The 18873-nt window shown below is 68.6% G+C and carries 17 protein-coding genes and 1 pseudogene; 10 read left to right on the plus strand and 8 right to left on the minus strand.

The window, feature by feature from the left end; all coding sequences use genetic code 11:
- Positions 1-28 precede the first annotated feature (28 nt).
- Complete coding sequence (locus ACIRQF_RS07755) at positions 29-706, plus strand: GrpB family protein (RefSeq protein ID WP_404089828.1); 678 nt, start codon at positions 29-31, stop codon at positions 704-706.
- Positions 707-783: 77 nt separating this feature from the next.
- Positions 784-1651, plus strand: a pseudogene (locus ACIRQF_RS07760) (IS5 family transposase).
- On the opposite strand, the gene ACIRQF_RS07765 reads toward ACIRQF_RS07760, so the two are convergent.
- Entirely contained in the window at positions 1646-2098 is a 453-nt protein-coding gene (locus tag ACIRQF_RS07765; protein ID WP_404089830.1) for a hypothetical protein, read from the minus strand. The pseudogene ACIRQF_RS07760 and the gene ACIRQF_RS07765 sit on opposite strands and share 6 nt — an antisense overlap.
- Positions 2099-2461: 363 nt before the next feature.
- On the opposite strand from ACIRQF_RS07765, the gene ACIRQF_RS07770 reads away from it, so the two are divergent.
- Complete coding sequence (locus ACIRQF_RS07770; RefSeq protein WP_404089832.1) at positions 2462-2752, plus strand: hypothetical protein; 291 nt, start codon at positions 2462-2464, stop codon at positions 2750-2752.
- Positions 2753-2761: 9 nt separating this feature from the next.
- On the opposite strand, the gene ACIRQF_RS07775 is transcribed toward ACIRQF_RS07770, so the two are convergent.
- Together ACIRQF_RS07775 and ACIRQF_RS07780 are read right to left on the minus strand one after the other, a co-directional pair.
- Positions 2762-3532, minus strand: coding sequence for a transposase (locus ACIRQF_RS07775; protein WP_404089834.1), 771 nt, complete (start codon positions 3530-3532; stop codon positions 2762-2764).
- Between the two features lie 77 nt (positions 3533-3609).
- A complete protein-coding gene (locus tag ACIRQF_RS07780) occupies positions 3610-4170 on the minus strand; it encodes an SUKH-4 family immunity protein (protein ID WP_404089836.1) in 561 nt (186 codons plus the stop codon).
- A gap of 198 nt (positions 4171-4368) precedes the next feature.
- Here ACIRQF_RS07780 and ACIRQF_RS07785 point away from each other — a divergent pair, with 198 nt between their 5' ends.
- On the plus strand, positions 4369-5169 hold the full coding sequence (locus tag ACIRQF_RS07785; protein ID WP_404089838.1) for a hypothetical protein: 801 nt from the start codon (positions 4369-4371) through the stop codon (positions 5167-5169).
- A 317-nt stretch (positions 5170-5486) separates the two neighbouring features.
- Here ACIRQF_RS07785 and ACIRQF_RS07790 read toward each other — a convergent pair whose 3' ends face one another.
- Positions 5487-6221 (minus strand): dienelactone hydrolase family protein, encoded by a 735-nt coding sequence (locus tag ACIRQF_RS07790; RefSeq protein WP_404089840.1) that lies wholly within the window; start codon positions 6219-6221, stop codon positions 5487-5489.
- A 710-nt stretch (positions 6222-6931) separates the two neighbouring features.
- Here ACIRQF_RS07790 and ACIRQF_RS07795 point away from each other — a divergent pair.
- From ACIRQF_RS07795 to ACIRQF_RS07815, 5 genes are all read left to right on the plus strand, one after another.
- Positions 6932-7426 (plus strand): DUF6098 family protein, encoded by a 495-nt coding sequence (locus tag ACIRQF_RS07795; protein WP_404089842.1) that lies wholly within the window; start codon positions 6932-6934, stop codon positions 7424-7426.
- Between the two features lie 714 nt (positions 7427-8140).
- Complete coding sequence (locus ACIRQF_RS07800; RefSeq protein ID WP_376634667.1) at positions 8141-8557, plus strand: hypothetical protein; 417 nt, start codon at positions 8141-8143, stop codon at positions 8555-8557.
- A gap of 255 nt (positions 8558-8812) precedes the next feature.
- Positions 8813-9271 carry a hypothetical protein gene (locus tag ACIRQF_RS07805; RefSeq protein WP_404089844.1) on the plus strand — a complete coding sequence of 153 codons (459 nt, stop codon included), beginning with the start codon at positions 8813-8815 and terminating at the stop codon, positions 9269-9271.
- A 482-nt stretch (positions 9272-9753) separates the two neighbouring features.
- Positions 9754-10635: a replicative DNA helicase gene (locus ACIRQF_RS07810; protein WP_404089846.1), complete on the plus strand. Its 882-nt coding sequence runs from the start codon at positions 9754-9756 to the stop codon at positions 10633-10635.
- 193 nt (positions 10636-10828) lie between these two features.
- Positions 10829-11599 carry a hypothetical protein gene (locus ACIRQF_RS07815; RefSeq protein ID WP_404089848.1) on the plus strand — a complete coding sequence of 257 codons (771 nt, stop codon included), beginning with the start codon at positions 10829-10831 and terminating at the stop codon, positions 11597-11599.
- A gap of 617 nt (positions 11600-12216) precedes the next feature.
- Here the strand turns inward: ACIRQF_RS07815 and lanL are convergent.
- From lanL to ACIRQF_RS07835, 4 genes are all read right to left on the minus strand, one after another.
- Positions 12217-14751 (minus strand): class IV lanthionine synthetase LanL, encoded by a 2535-nt coding sequence (lanL, locus tag ACIRQF_RS07820; protein WP_404089850.1) that lies wholly within the window; start codon positions 14749-14751, stop codon positions 12217-12219.
- A gap of 2 nt (positions 14752-14753) precedes the next feature.
- Positions 14754-14936, minus strand: a complete 183-nt coding sequence (locus tag ACIRQF_RS07825) for an SflA family class IV lanthipeptide (RefSeq protein WP_376634657.1) — start codon at positions 14934-14936, stop codon at positions 14754-14756.
- A gap of 500 nt (positions 14937-15436) precedes the next feature.
- Positions 15437-16030 carry a hemerythrin domain-containing protein gene (locus ACIRQF_RS07830; RefSeq protein WP_404089853.1) on the minus strand — a complete coding sequence of 198 codons (594 nt, stop codon included), beginning with the start codon at positions 16028-16030 and terminating at the stop codon, positions 15437-15439.
- A gap of 9 nt (positions 16031-16039) precedes the next feature.
- Positions 16040-17239 (minus strand): hypothetical protein, encoded by a 1200-nt coding sequence (locus tag ACIRQF_RS07835; RefSeq protein ID WP_404089855.1) that lies wholly within the window; start codon positions 17237-17239, stop codon positions 16040-16042.
- A gap of 414 nt (positions 17240-17653) precedes the next feature.
- On the opposite strand from ACIRQF_RS07835, the gene ppk2 reads away from it, so the two are divergent.
- Positions 17654-18637 carry a polyphosphate kinase 2 gene (gene ppk2 / locus ACIRQF_RS07840; RefSeq protein WP_382481155.1) on the plus strand — a complete coding sequence of 328 codons (984 nt, stop codon included), beginning with the start codon at positions 17654-17656 and terminating at the stop codon, positions 18635-18637.
- Positions 18638-18873: the final 236 nt, after the last annotated feature.

Genomic DNA, 18873 nt, shown 5'->3' on the forward strand with positions numbered 1-18873 from the left:
TGATCAGGAACACAGCGGCCACCAGCTTGTGATTGCAGAGGAGAGCGGCTGCGATGCCGGCGAAGGCTCGAAAGTGCTGGGCCTTGCGCTCGTGGCGGCGGTGCAGGCGGCGGTGCAGGCGCACATCACGGTTGCGGCAAGCCCTGCAACACTTCTCAGCATGGGAGAGCCAGTCGAGATCATGCCTTACGACCCGGCGTGGCCAGTCATGTTCGCCAAGTGGGGCACGTGCCTGCGTGTCGCCCTCGGTGATCCTGTGGCTCGTATCGACCACATCGGGTCCACCTCGGTGCCAGGACTGGCGGCCAAGCCGGTGATTGACATCCAGATCTCAGTGGCATCGCTAGAAGCGACGGATGCATTCCTGCGCCCGCTGACAGAGATGGGGCTCGTGTACCGGGCGGACAATCCCGAACGGACCAAACGATACTTCCGGGAACCTCCAGGTCAACGCCGGACCCACGTGCACGTGCGGCAAACGGGCAGCTTCTCACAGCAGTTCCCCCTACTGTTTCGCGACTACCTCCGATGCCACACGGCTGCCGCGAACGAGTACGCGGCAGCCAAGAAGCACTGCGCAGCCAGATTCCGCAACGACCGTCCCGGCTACGTCCAGGCAAAAGATGCCTTCGTGTGGGACATCATCCGACGCGCTGACGCCTGGGCCCAGAACACCGGCTGGGCTCCCGGTCCCAGTGACGCCTGACCAAGCTCTCCGGTCCCAGTCGAAACCAAGCTCGCCTATATCGAAAGTGGATCTTGGCTTGTGAATGATCACAGTTCATGGGTCGGGGAGATCTCACGGACGAGCACTGGGCGTTGCTGGAGCCGCTGTTGCCGAAGGGCGCCAGGCCGGGGCGGCCGCCCGTCTGGCCTCGCCGGCAGCTGATCGACGGCATACGGTTCCGGGTTCGGACCGGCGTTCCGTGGCGGGACGTGCCCGTCGAGCACGGGCCGTGAGGCCGGGTCTCCAACTTGTTCCGCCGGTGGCAGCGGAACGGCACCTGGCACCGGGTCCTTACCCGGCTCCAGTCCCTGGCCGACGCGAAGGGCGCGATTGCCTGGGACCCGAGCGTCGACTCCACGGTGTGCCGCACCCATCAGCACGCTGCCGGGGCCCGTGACCTGCAGAAGGAACCACCGGGCGGCATCTTCACCGAGCGCCATGATCATGGGCTGGGGCGGTTGCGCGGCGGGTTCACCACCAAGCTCCACCTGGCCGTCGAGCAGGGTCAGAAACCCATGTCGATCGTGGTCACGGCCGGGCAGCGCGGGGACGCGCCGCAGTTCGAACCTGTGCTGGAGAAGGTCCGCGTGCCCCGCATCGGGCCGGGCCGACCGCGCGTCCGCCCCGACCGCGTGCGGGCCGAGAAGGCATACGCCTCCCGCAGAAACCGGGCCTACCTGCGCCGACGCCACTCGACCGCATGGCGCTCGCGGTAGTCGACCGGGTCGAAGTGCGACGGCCGGCCTCCGCGGGAACCGCGCTTTCGGCGGTCGCGTGCCGGGCCGGCCTTGTCCGGGATGGTGCAGCGGATCCCGTGGGATCAACCGCCTCAAGAGGAACCGTGCTGTCGCCACGCCGTACGACAAGCTCGCCGTCCGTTTCGAGGCGGCCGTGCTGGTCGCAGCGCTCGACGAATGGCTATGACTCTGTCTCGCGCGTCATCACGTACATGTTCCCGATGTCTGGATCGCCGTACATGAAGAACAGCACCAGCCCCTCGCGCTGGTCGCGGTCCACGTAGAAGAACCACGAGTAGGTCGACGGGGGCTCCGGAGTCGAGGGGTCAGCCACAGGTGCAGGAAAGCGCCTCTCGACTCGGGTCCGGGCCGTCAGCGCGAGTCGGACGGCCTGTCCGCCGTCGCCGTCGGTCAGCTGCCAGGTTCCCGTACCGGAGAGACGCCAGCCGTCCTCGAAGTCGAAGTCCTGCCCGGCGAGATTCTCGAGAAGGGCTGTTCCGTCTCTACGAAGTACTACGCGGGTTCCCTCGACGCTTTTCCAGCCCCCGACGACTTCGGCCGCCGTGACGTCGTGGAGCCCCGTTCCCTCGTAGTACTGATAGGGACCCGCGCACGCAGTCAGAACGGTCAACATGACCATCAAGCTGCCAAGGGCTGCTACCCACGCACGCAGCCTGCTTCCACCCGCCATCAGGCCCTCCCGCCCCCAGCCCACGTCGGTCAACCGACAGAAAGGGGCTGCGGTCAGTCACCTTGCCAGATTCTTTGAACGTGTTCAACTATGCACCTGGAGAGGTGGCCCGCGCACTCCCGGCTCGCGTATCCAGCCACCGATGAGCATGGCGAAAGGCGCTTCCAATACACGACCTAAGGGCTGTCCCGCAAAGGGCCGGTGGGACGAGGGCCACTTGAAGGCGCCGATGCGGGCTGCGGATAGCGTGTAGAGGTGCATGGAGTCAGCGGTCTTGGGGGACAAGTGGGACGCAGCAGGTTGCCTGTGGAGAATGTGGGCGACGGCGACCTCTGGCTCTTCGTCGAGCCGTACGGTGAGGACTACTGGCTGAAACCCGGGGAGGTCTTCACGGTCGCTCCGGAGGTTGAGGGGATCGATGTCTGGTTCTCTACCGCTGTCTGCCAGGAGGGCATCACGGTGTGGCTCTATGAGGACGGTGACCCGGCCAAGGTCGTCCTGGAGTACACGGTGACTGACGCGGACGGCAAACGGCTGGAGTGCGGGCACCAGAGGCCCCCGAAGCCGGCGGGCTTCAGCGCGGCTGAGCCGGGCTGAACTCCTCGCTCATCGGGTAAGCGCAAGATTGTGCAGCTGGGCAATGCCCAACATGCCGTGGTGGACGCCGTCGCCCTTCAGGCGGCAGTCGCGGAGGATCTTCCAGGTCTTCATGCGGGCGAAGGTGTGCTCGACTCGGGCGCGGACTTTGCGGTGGGAGGTGTTGTGGGCTTCCTTCCAGGCCGGTAGCTCGGTCTGGCCGGGTTCTCGGCGGTGCGGGATGATCAGGCCGGTGCCGCGGTAGCCGCCGTCAGCGATCACGGTGGTGTTGCCGACCGAGTTCTTGGCTCCGGACAGTTCCCATGCCTTGCAGTCGTTGCGGTTGCCTGGGACGGGCCGGCCGACGGTGACGACAAGGCGTGAGTCGGCATCGATGACGACCTGGTGATTGGTCGAGTAGCGATAGTTCTTGGACTGCTCCGCCACGTTGTGGTCCCGTGTCGGCACCAGGGTGCCGTCCACGATCAGCACCGTGTCTCCGCGGAAGCGGCTCCGCTGCCGCAGCGCGAGCAAGGGCCCGAGCTGGCTCACGATCCTGCCTGCGGTGGACTTCGAGATCCCGAACAAGGGAGCGAGCTGCCGCAAGGTCAGGTTCGTCCGCCAATACGCGGCGACCAGCAGAACCCGGTCTTCCAGCGGCAGACTCCACGGACGGCCACGGCAGACCAGGTGCGGACCTCCGCGCCGCAGCATGGTGATCAGTTTCCCGAACTGCTTCGGACTCAGCCCGGAGTACGGCGCTATCCATGACGGCTCCGACGCCGTGATCACAGCCCCCACATGAAGATCATCTCAGGCGTGGGCCTGACATCCCTGCATGGTCCAGACCCACCGGGCCCTGGATCTGTCGGCCGAGGTCAGTAGAGCCAGCGGTCCAGGAATCCTGGCCAGAGAAACCCCTCGTATCCGTTGAAGACCGCCGGGTCGATCTCCTTCAGATCCTCGGCCAGCCGGTTCAGCTCGGCGAAAGCCCGCTCTTCCTCGTCTTCAGAGAGGTACTCCTCGGTGCCGTCCGGCTCGTTGAGAAGCTCTGAGGCTTCGACGCGACTGCCGTAACGGTGAAGGGCGTTGAGCCATACGCCGACACCCGAGTTGGCGAACCATGCCTCCCCATCCGGCATGACGAAGAAGACCGCCCCGGTCTCCGGCTCGACGCCGAACGATGACCGCTCGGCCGGCTCATCGGGATCCGCCTGCTCGGTGAGACGGTAGAGCGGGCCCCGGGAGGTGAGCAGGGATGGCTCAGCCTCGCTCTGCATCACGACTCGTGCGATGAGGCGCGGAGCTACCGGGATGCCCACCTCGACGAGCTGTGCCTTCATGAAGCCCGGGATCCGCCAGCCGGCCACAGCGTCCCATCCAGCTCGCGTGACATGCCCCAGACCGGCCCACTCGGTCAGCTGGTCGTACGTCGCCATCGAACAATCCTCTTCCGTCGGCTGTGGTCCTGACCCTATCGAGCCGGTCTGAGGTCAAGGCACAGCCGCACTTGCGGGACAACCCTTAGTGCCCGAACAACCAAGCGAGATGACCTCTTAGTGCCGGACATGACCGACGGAGCCTCATTCGAGGCCTGATGAGCCGCGTTGTCAGTGCGGTGCACTTCACTGTTTGCCATGGAGCTCACACAAACGGCCGTCAACGACCTGCTGGCCCAACTCGGCCAGGGCGACGGTTACATGTACCTGTCCGGCGATCTGAGCCTGCAGGATCTGACCGACCTGCTCGAAGGCAGGTACGGCGCCCCGCGCACCCTCGTCCTCAAGGGCTTCACCGACCCGACGGTCGACGATTCCAGGGGCGCGGCTCTCCTCGTCCCCTTCAAGGACCGCGCCGTGACGCTACGGGCGTGGGCGTACGGGGATCAGTGGGTCGGCACGGGGACGGTGCGGGATGCCGAGGGGGCCGAGCGGTCGGTGCTGGTAGTCGCTCACAGAGAGGTGCCCGAACCCTTGGGTGTCGTTCCGGACGAGGACGAGGACGAGGACGTCGACTGGATGGAGCGGCTCAGACGAATCACCGGCTGGACGCAGTCCGACCAGCGGCCGGACATGGACTGGGCGGAGATGGAGTCGCGGCTCGGTACCGCGCTGCCGAGCGACTACAAGCGCATGGTCGAGACGTTCGGCGAGGGCGCCTTCGACGGATTCCTGGGCTTGAACCAGGAGCCGTGGACGAGTCTCCGGGAGGACGGCCTGCTCATCTGGGCAGGCACGGAGCACGAGAACCTGTTTTGCTGGAAGGTCGCCGGCGACGACCCTGACCGTTGGCCCGTCGTGGTCCGGTCCTTCGACGGTGAGGACGTCGTCTTCGGCTGCCAAGCCTCTGAATTCGTGTGCCGCATCCTCGTCGATCCGCACCATCCATTCACGATGGCCCACTATTTCGACACTCACTGGTTCATGAACTACGGGTAGAGGTTTATGGCTTGTCGGCCGTCATGGCTGCATGGGCTCGGGTCTGAGGGTGGTGCAGCGGCTGCACGTTGTCTCCGTCCGTCCTGCGGCGGCCAGCGCGTTCTGCTGGTACTCCTCGACGACACGCAGTCCTGCTGCGGCGTCAGGGCGTGCGCAGAGGAACGTCACGAGGTCTTGGCGCACGGGTCCGCCGGCATCGCGGGGCGCGCCGCCCGGCACTCATCAAGACCGGGCGGCGGGGAGGAACGGGCGTACCTCAAGCAAGAGGTGAAGGTCTTCCCGTGTGCTCGCAACCTGCTCGCAACGGCGACTCGGCCTCAGTCGTTTCGCATCGCGCGGTCCAAGAGAGACAGCAGCCGGTCCCAGTGGCGCTGCACCCCTGAGGGGCTGAACGCGTCGGTGTCGGACATGGTGAAGCCGTGGGTGGTGTCCGGGTAGATCTCGGATGTGTAGGAGACACCTGCGACGTCCAGGGCCTGGTCGAGCTCGCTGAGGCCCTCGGCTGTCACGTCGCCTGCGGCGTGACCGAGGTGGACCTGGGCGGTGAGCGTGGAGAAGAGGTCGGGGCCGTCGGCAAACACGGGGCCGTGGAATGCCGCAACGGCCGCGACCTGGTCGGGGTGGGCCGCAGCCGCGCGCATGGCGAGGAGGCCACCGATGCAGTAGCCGGTCACCGCGACCGGACCGCCGCTGACCTCGGGCTGGGCGACGAGGAAGCTGAGGTAGGCGTCGGCGTCGCGCGCGGCACGCTCGGCGGTGTGCGCCTCGATCAAGGGCATCACCTCGGCAAAGATAGCCGGCCGGGCCTCTTCTCCGATGTGCGCAGGAATCTCGACCACCGGTGCCGGACCGTGCCGGTAGAAGAAGTTGGGGACGAGGACGTAGTAGCCGTGCTCTGCCAATTCGCGGGCCATGTCCCGCAGCACGGGCCGGACGCCGAAGCCGTCCGCGTACATCAGGATCCCCGGGTGCTGCGCGCCGCGGTCGGGGAACGCGGCGAATGCATCGGCTGAGCCGTCTGGGGTGGGAATCCGCAATAACTTGCTGGGCATGAACTCTCCTGTCGTGGTGGGTGTTTTCCTGTGATCCACACGACGGAGGCGGAGCCCGCGCAAAAGCGCAAGATTCATGATCGAGCAGCGGGCCCGTGCCCGCGCCTACGGCGCTCAGAAGAGCACCGGGTCACCAATCCGTGAGTGGCGTGGCGCCGTCCCGGTAGTCATGGTCACAACATAGCCCACAACGTGAGCCCCGAGGGCGGTCGCTTTCGAGCCGGGCGGGCAGCCGCTTCGAGAGGAGCGGGCGGTCACTTTCGAGCGGGGAGCCGACCGGGGCCGCTCAGAACGAGCGCGACAAGGCACCGGCCGGGGAGACCTCTCGCCCTGTCCACCGCCTGGGCCGGTCCAGGTCTGGGCAGAGGGTCAACGGCGCGGAGTCAGGTGCAGCGCCCGCCCGCGGGGCTGCGGGTGGGTAGGCAGGAGTCGTGCGGTCGCGTCCACCCTGAGACAGGCGACCACCCGCCGCCCTGCGACGTCGCGGCCTGCGAGGAAGGAGAGAACCGTAGGCGCCACGCCAGCCGGTCGCCGCCACGCACGACGCGGGGAGACGTCCGCAGACGGCGGCGCTCCCCCGTCCGGCACCCGCCGGCACTGGTCCGAGTCGCTCTTCCCTGGCATCCCGGCCGCGGGGATGGCCCTTCGTTGATCGGGTATCCGCGGGGTTGCAGCAGCGGCGCAGCCGATCCTCAGGAGGAGTACCCGTCATGACGACCCGCACCCCACGAGACAGGGACCCGGCGCCCCCTACATGGGGAAGGCGTCCGATGAGGACTTTCGGCAGTCTCGATGCGCTGGCACGGGCCGTCGGGGACCGGAAGGACCTGTACGTGCGGTGGTCCATGGGGCCCGAGCACGACCTGCGCAAGGAGTCGAGCCAGGACGATCTGACCGGCGCCCCACTGCCCGGCCTTTCCGCCAGCCCGCTTCGGCGCGAAGCGTGGTGGGGAGGCCGTTCCGCGCGCCTCTGGGTTGCGCGACGCCTCTACGACTACTGCCATCTCCCCCGGGTCAAGAACCCGCGTACCCGTCCGTGGGTGCTGTCCGGCACCGAAGTCGCCCGCGGCCCCGACAACGAACCCCTCGTCACTGACATCGCACCCGTCGGCTGGATCGCGTGGACGGTCATCACCGAAGCGCGTGACGTCATCGAAGACCAGACCGGCCGGTGGGGGCCGATCAACCGCTTCACCTCCCCCTGACCGACGTACGCGAACCCGCCCATTTACCCCTATATACCCCTTGAGGACGGGCGGGCCTCAACGATGGTGCAGCGGCGCCGACGTCCCGCGTCGCGGATCCCGCACGAGAATGCCGCCGACCGGTCGGTGACAGCCTCAGCGATCAGCGACTCGACGGTGCACAGCCTCTCAGCCGCCTCTGTCCCCGCCACCCCGAGCGTCAGACGTAGACCGATATCCGCGCCCGTCCGCACTGCCGTGCGGGAAAGCCCGTATGCGCGCAGCGTCTCGGCGCTCTTGGTGCCGACACCGTAGAGGGCGCCGGAGCGGGGCGAGGACGCCGTACACCGCCCACTCGTCGCGCAACCACAGCAACCCAGACGGGCCGACGTGCGCCGACGCGGTCGCGGCGGTCGTGAGCGTGTCCGCGGCATCGATTCACAGACGGGCGCAGAGATGACGCCGCAGCATCGTGGCCGATGCTGGTCGCGGCTGCGAGCTTGGTGCAGGTCGTCGACCGGGCCTTTCGAGCCCGGACGAGACCGAGTCGACGGACGATGTAGTGCTCCACCTCCTAACCCCCTACTAAATGTGTGTTTGATTTTCGGGCCAGCCGGGGCGAGCCGCCGTCTGGGGGCAGGCTCGTCCGGGAGTCCGGGACGTACGGCGACGCCCGCGGCCGACCCCGTCGCCGCACTGCGACCAATCACCGGTCCGGACCGTAGGGTGATAGGCATGAGCATGCAGACGGTCATCGAGGACCTGGCAGAGGAAGCCGAACGGCTGATCCGTGAGCAGGTGTGGGTCCCGACCCCCGCAGACCACGCCGTCGCCGCAAAGGCAGCCGCCGACCTACACGCCGCCATCGGCACCACGCAGTCCCACGCGACGCAGCCCACGGTCGAACGGCTGGAACACCTCCGCGAAGTACTCGCGTCCCTGGCCATCGCCCTCGCCCACGTCCACGGACGCCTCGCCTGGTTCCTCGGCGCGGCCACCACCGCACTCACCCCCGTCCTGCACTGGCGGGCCCTGCCAGCCGAAGACGGCCCCACCTTCGGCGCCGTCCCGCCCACCCCCCAGGAGTACACAGAAGCCGAAGAAGCCGTCCGCCGGCTCCAGCACACCCTCACCCTGATCACAGCCGCTTGACCCCGGCGTACGCAGCAGCGCCCCCGCTTCATTCAGTGAGCAGGGGGCGCTGTACGGGGGCGGTCTACGGTCTGCGCCTCTTCTTGGCGAGCCAGTTGTCGAGTTCCTTCATCGTGCGGACGGAGTGTCCCGGCGCCGCCCGGCGCCGGGACCACCATTGATCCACTGCCATCCATCCACACGAGCGATGCAGCAAGCCGCCACGTCGGCCGGATCCAGCGGCAACCGCGTGCGCGGGCCGTCGTTGTACTCCGCATGATCACTTCCTCCCCCCGAGTACGCGCGGCCGTCGTGGGCGCCGCGACGGCCGCCGCGCTCGTCGCCGCGATCCCCGGCGCGACCGCCGCCCCCTACACCGACCTGCGCGAGACCAACTGCGTCAAGAGCCCCCAGGGCGGCGGGTGCAAGCGCGGCACCGTAGCCGAGTACTGGCACCAGGGCGGCGCCCGGGGCATCGGCTGGGTCTACGCGTCCAAGAGGCCCGTGACCGAGGGCAGCACCCTCTATGCCCGCTGGGGCTACCAGACCCCAGGCAAGGAGTGGAAGAGCGGCGGCGGCTGGAAGAAAGCCAAGATCACCAACGGCTCGACGAACCACTTCGCCGAGGTCTGGTGGGGCCGCGGCGGACACACCGGCCCCAAGGTCCCCAAGGGCACGAAGGTCTGCAGCCAATACAGGGGCGACCGGACCTGGCTCTGCCTGACCCTGAAATAGCGGACACTGCTGTCCACCTGTAAGAACGCGGTCCACCCGTAAGAACGTAGCAACGGCGGGCCGTCGTGCGGGCGGTCCCCGCACGGGTCACCGGGTGGGTCAACCGGCTCAAGCGCTTCCGCCCGTGACTACGCGCTATGCCACGCACACCCACGTTCTCCGCGGCAGTGTCACCGTGGCCTCCAGCTGCCTGTGCCTCGGCCCGTGATCGGGCTGGCAGACAGGGCGGTCGTCGTCTGATTGGCTTCCCTGCCACGATCTGGGTGTGACCACGGTGTTCCTGACGGTCGGCCTGCCAGGAGGGAGCGCAGCAGGCGCAACAGCTCGTCGAGCGCCGGGTCGAGCCGCGGTGGAACGGCTACTGGCCGAACGGTTCCGTTCCAACCAGCCATTGCTCGGTGACGGGCGGCACCGTCGGGCGCCGCCTCTCACCATTAACTGGGCCACGGCGTACCGGGCCGGCACCGTCCTGAGGGGGACTCATGGAAGAAGATCAGCGAGACGAAGCCCAGTCGCTCGAAGCAGCCCTTGAGGCAGCCTTCGACCGGGTCGAGGTAGCCAATGCCGCCGAGGGGACCGTCGTGGGCCTCTCCACGGGCTTCAGGGACCTCGACGAGCTGACCGGGGGCCTCCTGGGGGGAACCCTGACCGTCGTCGCGGCCCGACCCGCCATGGGTCGCAGCACGTTCGTTCGCGGCGTCTGCGAACGGGCCGCGCTGACGGCACGCATCCCTACGCTGCACATCAGCCTCGAGCACGCGATCACCGAGACCACACTCCGCCTCATCTCCAGCCGCGGCCGCATCCCGCTGCACCACATGCGCACCGGGGCGATGACCGACGACGACTGGAAGCGCCTCGAGCTGGTGACGCCCAAGATCGCCAACGCGCCACTGTACTTCTGGTCTCCGACTCGCGTCACCATGGCGCAGCTGGCCACGCGTGCTCGCGAAGACGTCGAACTCCGCGGCATCGGCCTCATCGCCGTCGACGGGATCCAGGACATCCGCCCGGAGAAGCGCAGCGACTTGAGGGAACGGGAAGTGGGCGACATCGTCCGCGATCTGAAAGCGCTCGCCAGGGAGCTGGACATCCCCGTGGTCGTCTCCTCGCACCTGAACCGCGGCGCCGAGACCCGCCCCGACCGCATGCCTACGCTCGACGACCTCCGTGAATCCGGTGCCATCACCTACGCCGCCGACACGATCATCCTGCTGCACCGACCGGACGCCTACGGGAGGGAGACCCCGCGCGCCGGCGAGGCAGACCTCATCGTGGCGAAGCACCGCGACGGACCCACTGCTCGGTTCACGTGCGCCTTCCAGGGGCACTTCAGCCGCTTCGTAGAGATGGCGTGTCCCTGACCGCCAGCGGGTAGGGTCTCGAATTTCATGTCGGAATCTCACCGCCGATGTCGGATGGAAGTCGGATCCGACGTTGCGGTAAGACAGCGAAGTTCAGCGGGTCCTCGGGGCTCAGATGAGGGCTTCCCGGGTTCAGCACCCGGGAGGGGGTGCCAGTACAGGCGAAAATGCCCAGGTCAGGGGTTGGTACGACGTGGGAGGATCCGGCTCGGCCTACGAAGGGATTGCCTGCATGGGGATCGACTACAGCTACGAGATCGTCGTTCCTCCTCGGAACGTCGCCCGCGCGCTGACCGAGCTTGCCGAGCTGGCGCCGAGGGCCGGTGGAGGGCCGCTGACCACGGTGACCCTGCCCGGGGGCGACCAGGTGCTCCTGCCGTTCACCTCGAACTTCAGGAACGAGCCGGTCGACTGCTCGGACGGCAGCACCCTCCACCTCGATACCGCGATCATGTTCGGCGTCGACGACGACGCCATGCGTGAGTTCTCCGAGACCAGTCGCAGGGAACCCGACGAGCGCGGGAGGCTGGCGGTCGGATACATCTACCTTGCGGTCCAGTTCACGTCCTGGTGGCACCCCGGCTACGTGTCACTGTGCTTCACCGCGGCCACGACGGGCATGAGTCTGGCGTTCGAGCGGTCCGCGAGCATCCGGGAGGTGTTCACCGGACTCACCGCAGCGAGCGGAGGGGTGTGTTGCCTGCTCGACACCGAGACGGTCACCTGGCAGATCTGTTGGCTGAACGGCGAACCGATGCATGACACGGTCCCAGGTTCGCGTTTCGCCGCCCACCACGATCTGGTGGCTACCTGGCCCGCCCCGGACGGGGTGCGCGGCGGGACCCCGGGCCGGATGGACTGGACGCGGACGGTCTCGGTGGCACCGGTGCCCACGCCAGTGCTCGACAGTCGCGCCGGCCGTTCGACACAGCAATCGACACCGAACACCCAACCCGCCGACTGAAGCGTTCGGCCGTAGGAGTTGGCCAAACTTCGCTGAGACGTCGTCAAAGCTCGATGAGAAGGGTCGAGCGGGTCGCGCCGCTGCCGTCGATCGGAAGGGCCGGCGATCACCGACGCGCAGCTGAGACGCCGAGCGCCCGACACGATGTCTCAAACCGAAGACAAGGGAGCAACACTGCTGCTGCTAAGCGATGTTGGGTACGGCGACGTCGACGCCTATATGTACGGGATGCGGTGCGACCGGGTCATGATGGCCGAGCTGGGCGGACGCTGCCTCGCGAGAGCGTGGAGGCAAGGGTCCAAGGTGATGTTCAGCGGGTGGCAGCGGACACCGACTGGACGATGATGATCGTCCCCGAAGCGTCCTCGCCGCTGACGGCCGACACCCCTACGCTCCAGGCACACCCCGCCTCTCGGGACGCCCACCTCCATCGGCACGCCCTCGCGACAGACAAATGCGTCATGCCCGCGTGGCCGCGCATCGCCAGCCCTGTCTGCCGCCGCTCCGTCGCTGTGAACCCAGACGCCGAAAAAAGCGCCGATCACGAGCACCCGGGCCCCCGCGAGCGCGCCCAGGCGAGGTGCAGAGCCCGCCGCGGCCGATCGTGCCGCGGTGTGTCAGTCGACGAGGCCGAGGCGGGGGCCGCCCCCGGCGCGCAGGCGGCGGAAGAAGGCCAGTACGCCCGCGGAGCCGCCGGCCCAGGTGGCCGCCGGGCGGGCGAGGCCGGGGTCAGGGAAGACCGGGCGGGACCAGGTGCCGCCGCTTCGGCTCAGGATGAGCAGGGCGATGGTCTCGGCCGCGTCCCGGAACTCCTCGGACGCGGATGCCTCCGCGACGTCCACCATCAGCTCCCCCACTCCCGCCAGGCCGCAGCACTGCGTGACCAGCGGCATCCGTGGTGCCAGGGCGACGCAGGCGCGCGCGGTCCGTTGGGCGAGGTCGAGGTAGCGGGGTTCGTCGAGGTGCTCGGCCGCTCGCACCAGTACGGTCCCGATGCCGGCCAGGCCCCGGCACCATGAGCCGTAGCGACGCGTCGCGCCCGGCGCGGCCGCCGCCGCGATGACGTCCGGTGTCAGGGCGGCCAGGTGTGCGGCCGCCCGTTCGGAGCGGGCGATCGCGTCCGGGTCCCCGGTCACGGCGCCGTAGGCGAGCAGGAAGCAGGCGACGCCCGCCTCGCCGTGCGCGATGCCCTCCCGGAGCGCGGCGCCGCCGGCGGTGTCCGCGCCGGCCGGGGTCAGTCGGGCGGTGCCCGACGCCAGCATCCGGTCGCAGGCCGCGGCGACGGCCAGGTGCCGGTCCGCGGTGCGGCGGTGGCCGGACGCGAGGGCATTCCGGGCGAGCAGCAGACGGCCGAGGCCGATGCCGGCGGCGCCCGCGATGAGGTCCGCCTCGGGGGGACCGCCGTCCGGTGCCCGCTCCGGCAGGGCGGGGTGTACGGGCTCCGCCTCCGGCTCCCGGCCCGCCTCCGCGAGGAAGAGTTCGACGCCGGTGCGTCCCGTGTAGAAGCCGGCCGGAAGGTTCCGGGACTGCTCGGCCGTCCACTGCGCAAGGGCGTCGACGGCGGAGCGCACCTGGGGCCGGTCCGCATGGTGGAGGAGTTCCAGGCCGAGGCCCGAGCTGCCGCCGTAGACGTCGATCGAACCGGGAACGTTACGCCGTGCGGCCCGTACCGGGTCCACGGTCGCGTGCGCCTCCTCGACGCAGAACGCGGTCGTGTGGGCGACGATCTCGTCCAGCAGGGCGCTGTCGATCCGGGGGCGCGCGGGCCGGCGGGCGGTTCCGGCCGAGCCGGTGCGCAGCCGGTCGGCGGCGGCTGTCCGTTCGGCCGGGTCGAAGCTCAGGAGGCCGGTGACCGACGCCCGGACCTCACGGTGGGCCCGCCCGGGCAGGGCCCATGCCAGACAGGCCAGCGTCCGGTCCCGGTTGACCCGGTGGTCCGTGTCGACGATCACCGGGTCCAGGCCGGTGGCGGCGAAGAACAGGGTCGCGCCGAGGGCGTAGTAGTCGTCGGCGGGGGCGGCCGGTCCGCCGGCGCGCAGTACCGGCTCGCTGTATCCGGGGGTGGCCCCTCCGGGGCCGGCGCCGTCCCGCTCGCTGATCCCGAAGTCGATCACGTGACAGTGACCAGGTCCGAGGTCGTCGAGGACGACGTTGTCGGGTTTGAGGTCGCGAACGACCACGTTGCGGGCGTGGGCCGCGTCCAGGACGCGTAGGAGGCGGGAGGCGAGGGCGGAGAGAGCGCCGGCCGGTGGGGTGCCGTCGTCTCGGATGGGACCGTTCCGCAGAACCTCCCTGCGCAGGTCGCGGTCGCCACAGCTGCTCGTCACCAGGTACTCGTCCGACCGGTGCGCGAAGTAGTCCAGCGCCCGGGGCACGCCCGTGACACCGTCGAGGGCGGTGAGGACCGCGCGTTCGTTGCGCAGCCGGTGGCGGGCGTCCGTACCGGACTCGTCCTCGCCCACGTAGGCGCGCGCCTGCTTGACGACCACCGGGCGCCCGAGCGTGCGGTCGACCGCACGGTAGACGTTGCCCCGGGGCGAGCGGGCGATGCCGGCCGTGATCGTGTAGCGGCCGCCGCTGAAGCCGGGCGCGGAGGGCAGCGCATCGCCGCGTGCGGATCCGGTCGCGAAGGGGTCCTCGGCCCAGGGCGGGCAGCGATAGCGGCCGACGGCGAGGCCGTCGAAGATGCGGCCGTCCGGTCCGGTCATGACGGATTCCAGTCGCCCGCTGTGCCCGGTCCGGTAGTCGCCCGTGAAGGGGCCGTAGCGGTAGTAGACCGGGGCGCTCGGGTCGACCCGCCGGTCGCTGACGATCCGTGGACCTTCCCGGTCCCGCAGGACGGCGGCGAGTTCACGGGCGAGCTCGACCACGGCGCCGGCCGTAGGGTAGACGGTGATCGCCTTGCCCACGGCTCCGGCGCTCACCGCCCCGGAGTTGAGGCGGCGCAGGGTCTCGGGGTCACGGGCGAACTTCGCGTGGCAGACGTGCCGGGAGAGCACCGGCAGGACGAGCCGGGTGACTGCTTCGAGGTCGTCGGGCCGCGCCGAGACGTGCAGCTTCCATCCGTGTTCCATCGCCGGCATGCGCGGATCGTTGAGATAGGCCCAGGTGTCGTCGGACCAGGCGCCGCGGCCGGCGATGGAAACGGCCACCGCTACGAGTTCAGGTCACAGGCGAAGCGGGTGGTGGCGGTCACCCAGGGGTCGGCGAGACACGCCGTGTGTTCGCGGTCGCTGCGGTCGTCGTCCTCGAACGGGATCGCCTCGTCGTCGATCTCCAGCGGACCCGCGTCGCGGAACCCGTCGGTCTCCAGAAGATCCGGCACGGCTAAGGGCATGTGACGCCTCCATCGTGTGTCGTGCACTGAGGAGCAATGAATGGCCGGCGCGGGCCGGTGGACCCACGGGGCCGGGACTCGCGGAACAAAGGTAAGGACGGGAGAAGTTGCTGGCAAGAGGCCCGGTGGCACGGTGCTCGGCGGGCTCTTAGAGGGAACCGGTCACTCCGCCTGGGGCCGCCCGGCCGGCGGCTTCCGGGCTGGCCGCGGACGGGCCGGGACGGGCCGGGAGGACGGGCAGTCTGGAGGGGGCAGGGCGGAGAGGCAGGGGGCAGGCAGCAAGGGGCAGGGGGCAGGACACAGGGGGGCAGGGAGCAAGCAGCAGGGGCAGGGCGCAGGGGGGCAGGGCGTGCACGGTGTCGACGTGGTCGGTCCCGGCCTCGTGGAAGGTGGCGGGTCCGCGGGATGCCGCTGCTCGCCGTGGGCTACGGCAACCAGGCCGAGTAATCGGCGGCGCTGACGTCTCCTACGCCCCTCCGCCCACTTCGAGGGCCGGGCCGTCAACCGTCTTCGCCCATGGCTTTCTGTACGGCGAGCTTGGTCCTGTCCACGAGCGCGAGCACCGCCCCCAGGGCTATGTTGGCCGTTGCCGATTCCACTCCTGGGTGCGGCCGCGTCGGAGCCAAGGCCTCGGCAGCCTTGAAGGCCTTGGCCATGGCTGCCAGACGGGAGCTGTCGACGCTGCGGCGAATGTGGATGAATTCGTAGCGTTCTTCGGCGCGGGCGTGCTCCTGGACGTCCTTGCGCAGCTTCATGAACCGGAGCATGAACGTCGGGTCGTCGGTATCGAGATCGTCCAGTGTCACGAGGGACTCCTTGGCCGCCTTCTCCTCGGCCAGGCGGTCCTCGACGACTCGGTCGCCGGCCGGAAGGGCACGGCGGGCGAAGGGGTGGACGACTTCCTCCTCAGCTGTCTCGTGAACGGCGAGCAGGCGCACAAGCCTGTGGAATGCCTCACGGCGCTGTTCTCCTGCTGCGGCCTCGACCTCGTCGAAGAGGTTGCGGATATCGCCGTGCTGGCGCATCAGCAGCGCCACCACATCGTCGTCGGCGGGGTGCTCGTCCCCGGCCTGGGGGGTTGGTGAGTCGGACATGCCGGGTCCTCACTTCTCGCGGAGGGCGGGGTCGGGGTGCTCACCTTCGGACTCGAGGCGGTACTCGCGTCCGAACATCGCGTCGTGTTCGGTCATGACGCGTTCGCTCGGGGGCTGTTCGCTGCCGTGGATCCGGTCCTGCATCTCTTCGAATCGCTCGTGTGCGTCCCGGACGTAGCCGGCACCCAGGGTGGTCAGGTCCATCTGGGTGTCCAGCAGCTTCCGTAGGTAGGGCTTGTTGGGTTCGAAGGTCAGCACGTCGGGGAGCTCGGGAGCCAGCACGGATCGCGGATCGCGGCCGTCGTGGCGGCGCATGAGGTCGCAGGCCGTGTGGAGGTGCTCCAGCTCCATGTTCAGGTGCAGCTCCCAGATCGCCTTCACCTTGGGGTCGGTCTCCTGCTCCATGAAGGAGTAGTAGAGGTAGCACTCGTTGTATTCGTGGTTCACGAGCTGCTCCCACCACGTCTCGCCAGGGTCGACGAGGGACTCGTAATGCGTGACGTGTTCTTCCTCGATCAGTCCGATCTCCTGATACAGCTGGCGGGCGATCGGCTCCATGTAGGTGGGACCGGTGTTCATGTAGAAGTTCATCGTCTGCTGCTCCGCCGACATGATCGTCAGGGCGTGCAGCTTCGAGAGCGGGCCGGCCTCGTCCTTGGCGTACGGGTCGCGGACGTTGTCCACCGGGTCGCGGTGGTGGAACTTGGTCGGCCGGCCCGGCATGACCTCGGTGAGCCCGTCGACGACCGCCTCCGCCTCGCGGTGCTCGATCATCTCGTACAGGTTCGCGTACCGGTACAAGTGGTCGAAGTCCTCCAGAACTCCGAACTCGTATGCCTGGCGGAGGTAGGGGTCCGGTTCCATCCGGGCGACCCACGCCGTCAGGTCCACGGCGACCTGCTCGTAGGCGATCGTCGTCTCCAGCACCGACGACACACCAGGCAGCAGCCAGTTCACCACCTTCTGCTGCTGCGCCTCGATGTACCGGAGGTACGCCAGCTGCCGCTTGACCTCCGGGTCGATCGTGTTGCGGGCCAGCATGTGACTGAACGTGATCGCTTCGACCTCGATGCCGTTCATCGTGACGATCCGGCAGCGCGTGTACGGGTCACAGCGGTCAGGATCGATCGGCTTCACGTTCAGCTCGCGCCAACTGCGCAGTTGGCGGTCCAGTGGGATTCCTCGCTGCTCGAGCGGATTAAAGGTCATGACCGTTCTCCTCGTTCGGAGCCCAGGCAGGTGGTCAGCGGCCCGGACAGCCAGGAGGGCGCTGGGCCTGGCATGCTCCTAACAGGCTCAAGGCAGGCAGGCCGGGCGCTCTGCCGTCGAGCCGGCCGGCCGTCGAGGGCGGCGGCTCCTTGGACGTGGCGGCTCCCTGGACGTCCAGGGGCTGCCTCCCGGCGGTCCTGATCCGCTGCACGGAGTCAGAGCCTTGGTCGTCCTGCCGTGGGCTGCGGCGCACCCCGCGTCTGCCCCGGGTCGGGCGATCGATGCCTGTGGGCGCCATCCAGCGCCGAATCGTTCCCGCCGATCCCCATGCGACCCGGCCTCCCAGTGCTGCGACACCGGTCAGCCCGGCGGCCCGCGCCGTTAGAGGCAGCGTGCGGTGGGTAGGCGCGCGGCGTGGACGAGCAGGAATCATCACAACAGGCAACCGAGGATCTGCTGACCGGGCTGAGCGTGGACGCTCGTCGGCCGGAGCAGCCTGTGCTGCTGGACTCTTCCGGCGCTCCGATCCAGACGTGGCGGGAAAACTATCCGTACGACCGCAAGATCCCTCGCGCGGAGTACGAACGGACCAAGCGAATCCTGCAGATCGAACTGCTCAAGCTGCAGCACTGGGTCAAGAAGACCGGCGCGCGGATGGTGGTGGTCTGCGAAGGCCGGGACGCGGCGGGCAAGGGCGGCACGATCCAGCGGTTCACCGAGCGGCTCAATCCCCGTGGTGCACGCATCGTGGCATTGGACAAGCCGACCGAGCGCGAGGCTGGGCAGTGGTACTTCCAGCGCTACGTCGCCCACCTGCCGGCTGCGGGTGAGATCGTTTTCTTCGACCGGTCCTGGTACAACCGCGCCGGCGTGGAGAAGGTCATGGGCTTCTGCTCCCCCGCCCAGTACGACCTGTTCCTGCGGCAGTGCCCCGCCTTCGAGGCCATGCTCGTGGAGGACGGGATCCTACTGGTCAAGTTCTGGTTCTCGGTCTCCCGCACCGAGCAACGCACTCGCTTCGCGATCCGCCAGGTCGATCCGGTGCGGCAGTGGAAGCTCTCACCCACCGATCTGGCCTCTTTGGACCTGTGGGACGCCTACACCACCGCGAAGGTCGAGATGTTCCGGGCGACCGACACCAGCCACGCTCCGTGGACGGTGGTCAAGAGCAACGACAAACGACGCGGCCGACTCGAAGCCATGCGCAGCCTGCTGTGGCGCATCGACTACGACCGCAAGGACGAGACAGCTGTCGGTCGCCCCGACCCTCTCATCGTCGGCGCCGCCGACACTCTCCTGGAATCCGGGGAAGAACCCACCGACCTCTCCCCCACCCCCCTGGCCGGTCCGCCCCTCGGCCCGGGACTCCATCCCCGTCCCCACCCCCAGGACCCATAGGGCCGGGTCCGCTCCCTGCCCCCAGCTGCCGCCGCGGGAGCCTACCGACCGACCACATGAGATGGCCTCTTAAACGGGGTCCACCTGCTGGTTACGACCTCGGTATGAGGGGTGGGTGCGGACGCTGCGGGGCCGTGGTGGGGATTGTTGAGCGGCTGGTGCCGGGCGAGTTGTGGGAGCTCCTCATCTGCTACCGCACACTCAAAACGACTCCAGGCGTGGTGAAAGCTGCGCCA

The sequence above is a fragment of the Streptomyces sp. NPDC101191 genome, assembly GCF_044767915.1.
In the GTDB taxonomy this organism is placed as follows: domain Bacteria; phylum Actinomycetota; class Actinomycetes; order Streptomycetales; family Streptomycetaceae; genus Streptomyces.